Origin of the sequence: Mycoplasma testudinis ATCC 43263, from assembly GCF_000687795.1 — a bacterium.
Taxonomy (GTDB): Bacteria; Bacillota_I; Bacilli_A; order Mycoplasmatales; family Mycoplasmoidaceae; genus Mycoplasmoides; species Mycoplasmoides testudinis.
Genome location: NZ_JHXT01000032.1, coordinates 1 through 8,596 on the forward strand (window position 1 = coordinate 1; position 8,596 = coordinate 8,596).

General features: G+C 30.6%; 5 protein-coding genes. 4 read left to right on the plus strand and 1 reads right to left on the minus strand.

Going from position 1 to position 8,596, the window contains the following annotated elements; all coding sequences use genetic code 4:
- The 4 genes from T384_RS07430 to T384_RS0105710 all read left to right on the plus strand — a co-directional run.
- A partial coding sequence (locus tag T384_RS07430; protein WP_036499348.1) for an N-6 DNA methylase occupies positions 1 to 255 on the plus strand: 255 nt, incomplete at its 5' end.
- Between the two features lies 1 nt (position 256).
- Entirely contained in the window at positions 257 to 1,483 is a 1,227-nt protein-coding gene (locus tag T384_RS0105700; protein WP_027120192.1) for a restriction endonuclease subunit S, read from the plus strand.
- Positions 1,484 to 4,615: a type I restriction endonuclease subunit R gene (locus T384_RS06800; protein WP_052663613.1), complete on the plus strand. Its 3,132-nt coding sequence runs from the start codon at positions 1,484 to 1,486 to the stop codon at positions 4,613 to 4,615.
- A gap of 173 nt (positions 4,616 to 4,788) precedes the next feature.
- A complete protein-coding gene (locus T384_RS0105710; protein ID WP_027120193.1) occupies positions 4,789 to 7,230 on the plus strand; it encodes a lipoprotein 17-related variable surface protein in 2,442 nt (813 codons plus the stop codon).
- 88 nt (positions 7,231 to 7,318) lie between these two features.
- Here T384_RS0105710 and T384_RS0105715 read toward each other — a convergent pair whose 3' ends face one another.
- Complete coding sequence (locus T384_RS0105715; RefSeq protein WP_027120194.1) at positions 7,319 to 8,191, minus strand: DegV family protein; 873 nt, start codon at positions 8,189 to 8,191, stop codon at positions 7,319 to 7,321.
- Between the last annotated feature and the right edge of the window lie 405 nt (positions 8,192 to 8,596).

Sequence of the window (8,596 nt, forward strand, 5' to 3'; positions counted from 1 at the left end):
GAAAACATTACTAAGATTGTTGAAGCAATTCGCAATAAAAAAGACGTGCAATACTTCTGTAAAAATGTTGATCTAAATACAGTCAAAGAAAACGATTGAAACTTATCAGTTAATAAGTATTTAATGAAAGAAGACACTCGTGAAGTAATTGATATTAAAGTCCTTAATAATCAAATAAAAGAAACTGTAAAAAAGCAAGAAAAAATTCGTAAAGAATTAGATGCAATCATAGATAAAATTGAATCTGGTAAATAAGATGAATTATATTGATAAGTTAGTTAAGAAAATGTGTCCGGATGGGGTGGAATTTGTAAGTTTAGAAAATGTTTGTGACTTTAAAAATGGTTTTTCGTTCAAACCATCTTTATTTAGAGATAACGGATTACCTATTCTAAGAATATCTAATATTAAAGACGGGTTTATAAGTCAAAGCAATATGGTATATTTTGATAATAAAGATTATCAAGAAAATTTAGATTCTTTCAGAGTTAAAAGAAATTCAATATTAATAGCTATGTCAGGTGCAACAACAGGTAAAATTGGCATAAATGAAAGTAATGTTATTTATTATTTAAATCAACGAGTCGGGATGTTTATTCCTGATGATAATTTTATTGATTTTAGGTATCTTTATCATTTGTTGCTAACAAAACAAGATACATTTTTGCATATGACTACCGGTGGTGCTCAGCCAAATTTAGACACAAAATCTATAAAAAGACTTAAAATCCCTCTTCCACCTCTTGAAATTCAAAAAGAAATTGTTAAAATCTTAGATTCATTTACAGAACTCACTACAGAACTCACTACAGAACTCACTACAGAACTTACAGATAGAAGAAAGCAGTATGAGTATTATAGGGATTATCTTTTGTCTAATATACGTTTAAAAGAGGCTAAAAAATTAAAAATATCAGATGTTTGTGCTTCTATATCTTCAGGCGGTACACCTTTAACAAATAAATCAGAATATTATGACGGACATATTCCTTGACTCAGAACTCAAGAAGTTGATTGGCAACCAATCTGAGATACAAAGATTAAAATAAGTAAAACCGGTTTAGAAAATTCATCGGCAAAAATTATCTCAAAGAATTCTGTTATTGTTGCTATGTATGGTGCTACAGCCGGCAAAGTTGCTATAAACAAAATAGAACTTGCAACAAATCAAGCGTGTTGCAATTTGAAAGCAGATAAAAAATTGCTGAATTATAAATATTTGTATCAATGACTTGCATGTCATTATTCAACTTTAAAAAAATTAGGTAGGGGGTCACAACTCAACATAAATTCACAGATGATAAAAAATTTTCCTATATCGGTTCCTTCTCTCCAAAAACAACAAGAAATCGTTGACATCTTAGACAAATTCGAATCTTTAACTAATGATATTACTGAAGGTCTGCCAGCTGAAATTAAACTACGTCAAAAACAATATGAATACTATCGCGATAAATTATTAACTTTTCAGGAGAAACAATAAATGGAAGAATTAAAGCCAATTATTCAAAGCGATAGTTTTACAGTTGTCGGTTCATACGAAGTTAAAGAAAAAAATCGGAATGCACTGCAAAGTGAATATGAACTTGAACTAGACTTAATTGAAAGATTACAAAACCAAGGATACGAACTAGTTCATATCCAAAACAATGACGAGTTAAAGCTTAACCTTCGTAAGCAACTAGAAAAACTAAATAATATTAAATTTTCAGACAATGAGTGAAATTTTTTATTGCGAACTTATTTGGCAAACTATAGCGAAGGAATTGAAGAAAAAACTCGCAAAGTCCAAGAAGATTTTAGTAAATCTATGACTTTAGATGATGGTTCACCTGTGAACATTCATTTATTCGATAAAAACAACATTGAAAATAACACAGTTCAAGTGACGCATCAATATGTGACTGAAGGTACTTATAAAAATATTTATGATGTAACAATTTTAGTTAATGGACTGCCATTAGTTCATATTGAATTAAAAAAACGAGGTGTTAATTTAAAGAACGCTTTTAATCAAATTCAAAGATATAATCGTTTTAGTTTTTGAAGTGAAGATGCCTTTTTTGAATACACTCAAATTTACATTATTTCCAATGGTACTTTAACTAAGTATTTTTCTAATACGACAAGAGATGCTTCCATTAAAGAAAATGAGAATTACCACCGTAATCCAAATAATCAAACTGCTCATTCTTATGAATTTACAAGCTATTGAGCTGATGCCAAAAATAACCGAATTGAAGATCTTGAAGATTTTGCAGCCACTTTTTTAAAAAAACAAACTTTACTAAATGTTTTGTTTAAGTATTGTGTTTTCACTGTTGATAAGGAATTATTAGTAATGCGTCCTTATCAAATTGCAGCTACTGAAAGAATATTGGAAAAAATCGAAAGTGCAAAGAATAATGAATTATTTGGTACAAAGCAAGCCGGTGGGTATGTTTGGCATACCACAGGTAGTGGAAAAACCTTAACATCTTTTAAAACTGCCAAATTAGCTACAAGTAAAGATTTTATTAGTAAAGTAATTTTTGTTGTTGATCGTCGTGATTTAGATTATCAAACGATGAAAGAATATGAAAAGTTTGAGAAAGGGGCTGCTGATGCCACTTCCACAACTAAAAAACTTGAAGAAAAATTAAAAGATTCGGACGTCAAAATTATCATTACGACAATTCAAAAATTGTCTACATATTTGAAAAGAATAATTTCAACCAAAAATAACTTACAAGAACGGCCGAAGATTTTAGATCAAAATGTTGTTTTAATATTCGATGAAGCCCATCGTTCACAATTTGGTGATATGCATAAAATTATTGCTAATAGTTTTAGTAAATACTGTTTGTTTGGATTTACTGGAACACCCATCTTTGCAACTAATTCAACTGTTAGTACAACTGAAGCAAACATTAAAACAACTACTGATTTGTTTGGTGAACGCATTCATACATACACTATTAAGGATGCGATTCATGATCAAACAGTTTTGCCTTTTTTAGTTGACCATGTAAAAACTTTTAAGGTTCGTGAAAAAATTGAAGATCTTAAAGTTGCTGATATTGAAAGGTCTCCAGTTTTCGAATCACAACAACGCATTAGCAAGATTACGTCTTACATCTTAAAAGACTTTAATAACAAAACGATGCGCAATCAAAAAGTATATGACCATACAAGAACCATTATTACAAAAGATTTTATAACTGGAAAAGAAACGACTGAAAAAAAGGAATTAGTTCGTATTAGTGGATTTAACTCTTTATTAGCTGTATCAAGTATTAAAGCTGCTAAAATCTATTACGAAGAATTTAAAAAACAGCAGGCTAGTTTACCAGAAAACCGTCGTTTGAAAGTTGGTATGATTTATAGTTTTGATCCGAATCAAAACTTAGCTAATTACTCCATAGATGGATTAAACGATGAAGACAATGAAGTAACTACTAAATTAGATGCAAGTGATCGTGTGGCTTTAGACCAAGCAATTAATGATTATAATCAAATGTTTCACACTCAATATAGCACTAAAGATGATGGGTTTAGCAACTATTATAAAGATGTTAGTCTGAGAGTTAAAAACAAAGAGTTAGACATTTTAATCGTTGTGAATATGTTTTTAACAGGTTTTGATGCTAAAACCCTAAATACTCTATGAATTGATCGCTTTGTAAAATATCACGGTTTAATTCAAGCTTTTTCTCGTACTAACCGAATTTTTAATGCTATTAAACCGGCAGGTAATATTGTTTGTTTTGTGAATTTGGAAGATCAAATTATTTCAGCGGTGAACCTTTTTGGAGATGCTGATAGTAATGGTGTTATTATCTTACGTCCATTCAATGATTACTACAATGGTTATGACGACGAAAAGGGAAACCATAAACTAGGATATACTGAATTAGTAAATGAATTGTTAACAAAATTCTCTTTGCTTAATTTTCCGCTCGTTTCTGAATCTTTAGAACGGGAGTTTGTCATCTTGATGAACAATTTGTTGAAGATGGCAAATGTCATTAAATGTTTTAGTGAATTTGGTGATCAACCAGAAATCCTTTCCGAAGCCAAATTTGAAGATTACCGTGGTCGTTATTTAGAATTGCGTGAAAAATATAAGAAAACTAGAGAAGCAAAAGCTGTTTCAATTCTGGAGGATTTAGAATTTGAAGTTGAACTAGTTAAACAAACCGAAGTAAATATAGATTACATTTTAAAAATTATTGCTTCTTTTGATCCATCCAAAATTGGCAATAAAGAATTATTAATTCAATTGACAAAAGCCATTAATGCTAGTCCATCCTTACGTAGTAAAAAAGAATTAATTTTAGAATTTGCTGGTCGGGTTAATCCGGGCGATGAGATTTCTGAAGATTCTTGAAATTATTTTGTTATCGATAAGAAAAAAGAAGAATTAGATCATCTAATCAATGAAGAAAAATTAGATCCACAAAAAACAGATCGTTATATCCACGATGCATTTATTAAAGGTTATATTACAGATGAAGGCGAAGATTTTTACGAGTTGATTCCAAAATTAGATCTTTTTTCACCTGTTTCACAGCAAAAGCGTAAAGAGATTTTTGAAAAAATTAAAGATTTCTTTGAAAGATATCTTAATTTATAAATTTAATTACAATCCATAAGAGGTTTTTTTAATTTAGTTGATTTTTGATGCCTTATTACTAAAACAGAAGTTGACATTTGGTATAATCATTTGGCTATAATACTCCAGATATATGAAAATCATTTTCGTACTGGTGTATTTTTTGTGAGAAAAAAATAGGAAAAGACGATAATATGAAGAATAAATTTAATTTGAAAGTGTGAATATCAACTTGAGCTGCACTAGGGGCAATCGGGATCGTGATTCCTCTAGCAATGTCACTAGATTACCAGTTGAATTCATCTTCACCCTTACGTCAAATTGATAATACCCAAACAATTAATCATACAAGAGATATTCAAGATTACTATGACTCAATCGATAATAAGCAGTTTGCCTTACAAGATGCCAGTCTAAAAAATCAACCTGCTTCTGTTTTTCGGATTAATAACAATCTTGATTTACAAGAAATTAACCGAGTTTTAGGTCAAAATAAAATTCCGGCTCTTCCCGAATCTTTAGCAAATTATCGCTTAAGAGTAGTTTTAGATAATCGTTTACCAGCAGACAATACTTTAGGGCGTGCTTATGTTAAAGTAATTGTTGAAGCTAACGCAAATTCACAACAACGTAGTGCTTCTTTAGAATATTTTAAAACTGATGGTTCAGTGACAAATTCGCTTGTGGATGCAGGAAAGCAAATTACAATTTCGGGATTTAAAACAAGTGATCAGATTCAAAAAGATAGCATTATAAATTACTATAATGAGATTGATACAAATGCATATCATAGTGCTGATTCATCTACTACAGCATCCAGTGTTGCTAAGCAAATTAGTGACGTTTCATCTATTAGTGACATCAATCGTTTACTTACGTCTGACAAACAATTAGGATTATTTAATTTAAGTGATTTTAAAGCAGATTTTTCGGTATTTAATGTCAATGATGATAATGGAAAATTGACTTTAAATTTAGTAATTGAGAGCACAAAAAATCCTGGAACTTATTACTTGCCTGATGGCTCGACAACAACCCAAAAAGATTTAGCTGGCAAACAAGTAGTTATTTCAGGGTATCAAACTACGGCAAATTTAACAACTAAAGCAATTGTTGATTATTATCAAAACCTATCTAGTGATGGATATACCCCTGCAAATAGTACACAAACCGCATCTTCTGTAGTTAGCACAATTACAGCCGGAAATTTAACAGCAATTAATAACGTCTTGTCTCAAACTAAGCAAATTTCTATCCTTGATGGTCTAATCAAAGATTACTCTTTATCTTTTCTTGTCGTTAATAGTAGTGATGATTCAGGAGTTATTACGGTTCGTGTGACTGTACGAAATGGTAACAGTTTATACAAAACAGATGGCGCTTTAACAACAAATCCTAATGATGCAGGTAAAGAAATATCCATTACTGGATTTAGAACAAATACCATGATTCAAACAGATGCTATTAAACAGTACTATAGTTCTTTACAAGCAACAGGGTATAATGTAACTGATAACACGAAAAAACCATCTGAACTTAAGACTATATTTGACTCTGGAAATCTTAATCAAATTAATAATTTATTAGGAACACAAAAAATTCCGGCTTTAAGTGGATTACCAGGTTCATTTAGTTTACAATTTGTAAGCACTCCCAATGATGCTAACGGCACAATGACAGTCCAAGTTTATGTCCGTAACGGAAATAATTATTACACTACAGAAGGCGTCGGACAAAACAATCAAAATGGCGCAGGTAAACAAATTAACATTACTGGATTTAGTACTCAAGATCAAGCAGATGCAAGAGCTGTCAAAGCTTATTATGATTCTTTAGGAAATGAACCTTATCAAGCCGTCAACACACGACAATCATCTAATTCCATTGTAATCAGAATCAATAATGCATTAAATGCAAATACAATTAATTCTTTCATTAATCCGTCAACTAAACAGTTTTCAGTTGCTTTGCCAAATTTATCTAGTCAATTTTCAGTTCGTCTTAGTCGTGCAACACCAAATTTAGAAGCAGGTACACTTACTTTCAAAGCAACTGTTGTTAAAAATAATTCAACATTGTATAAAACGGATGGAAGCATTACAACTGATGCTAATCAAGCTGGTAAGGATATTACGATTATTGGGTATCCAAAAGTTCCTTCAGATGCACAAATCAAACCAGATCCGAATGTTTCATTCTCAAACCGTATTCGTCCTTCGTTTGTCGGCACAATTCCAAATTTAATTATCCATGGTGGACTATTTGATAATTCAGACACTACCTTTTCGTGATTTGGTGTTCGTAATGACGGTTATCGAGTCAACGATTACGTTCAATTAAGTTTTCAAAATAACGAAAAATATAAAGTTAGTCGGATTTATATTGCCAATGGTGTTCCTGGAAGCGGAGATAAATTTATAAACTATAAATTACAGTATCAAGATACAGATGGATCGTGAAAAGATATCGAAGAATCTAATGACATAGCTCCGGCTGGGAGTACTCCAGAAATTAATGACTTTATCTTAAAAACACCGGTTACTACTAATGGAATTCGAATTGTGACAAACGTTGACGGAACCACTTGAATTCGTTTAGGTTCGTTTAAACTTTTTGGAACAAAAGTAACTGCTTAGGTAAGTAGGTTAGTTTCCTACCTTCTAATTTAATAAAAAATCAAGACTTTCTTAACATTTTGAAGGTCTTAATTTTTTTGTTTAATTTTTAATATGTTTCAATGTATAGTGCAAATGTATTTAGTCCAGTGTGAATTGCTATTACTGGGCTCATTTCTCGAATGATAATTTCAGTATTTTTAGGAAGGTAATTTTTTACTGATTTGAGAATTTCTTGGGTTTGTTTATCATCATATAAAGTTGATATAATTCCGACACGTTTTATTTGTTTATTTTTTCAGTGTATCCGTGAATCTAAATAAGCTAAAACCCGTTTAAGCGCTTGTTTAAAGTCTCGTCTTACATCAAGAAATTCCAAGTTTCCATCAGTTTGATCAAGTTTGACAAGAACTTTTAGTTTCATTGCTTTAACTAGGAGCGCTCGGAATCCTTTTAAACGGCCGCTTCTTACTAATTGAGTCACATCTTGTACGATAATAGTGCTGCCCTTTTTAGTATTTAATTGCATTAAAAAATGATCTAATTTATCAGGATGATAACCATTTTCTTTTATGTATTGTTTGATGTCATCAAGCGCAAAGATGATGCTATATTCAATATCTAATGTGTTTAAAACGTGAAATTTGTCCGTGCCAATTTCATTTTCTAAAATTTTTCATTGGTTATAGGTTCCAGATAATTTAGCATCCATTGGTAAACCAATTATGTGATCATATTCTTGAAGTAAAAAATCAATTTTAGTTCTTAATTGATTAGGGTTTGTCTGCCCCGTAATGAATTTATGATTTTGTTCTCACAATTGTTTTAAAGTGTTTAAATCAAAATCTATTCCTGGGTAATAAACTTTTTCTGGGTTTACACTTATATCAGTAATACACAATGGGACTAAAAAAATGTCGTTTTTAGTATCTTCATAATGTGAAGCAGCCGAATCAATCAGATATGCAATTTTTTTACTCATCTATAAATCTCCATTTTTAGGGTTTGCATATCCTAAAACTTCTTAAATAATACCAAAACATTTGGATAGTAGATACTCTATGTAACGTTAGATTTCATAAAAAAAATAGGTGGTAGAGGAAAATTCTGGCAATCAGAATTACTCAATCACCTATTTTTTGACGTTTAAGGTACAAAAAGTACACAAAAAAATCCCTTGATTGTTGCCAATCAAAGGAATTTGTACTATCATTAATTTGTTCAAAAAAAATGAAAGGTTAGTACGATGCAATTTTACATTTTTAAAAAATATCTTAATAATAAATCAATCCTGAAATTTAAAGAAGACGCAAACGAACTTATTAGCGACTTTATAAATCTCGATGAATTCAATATAACTAAAATTCAAAACGAAGATCAAGGACCT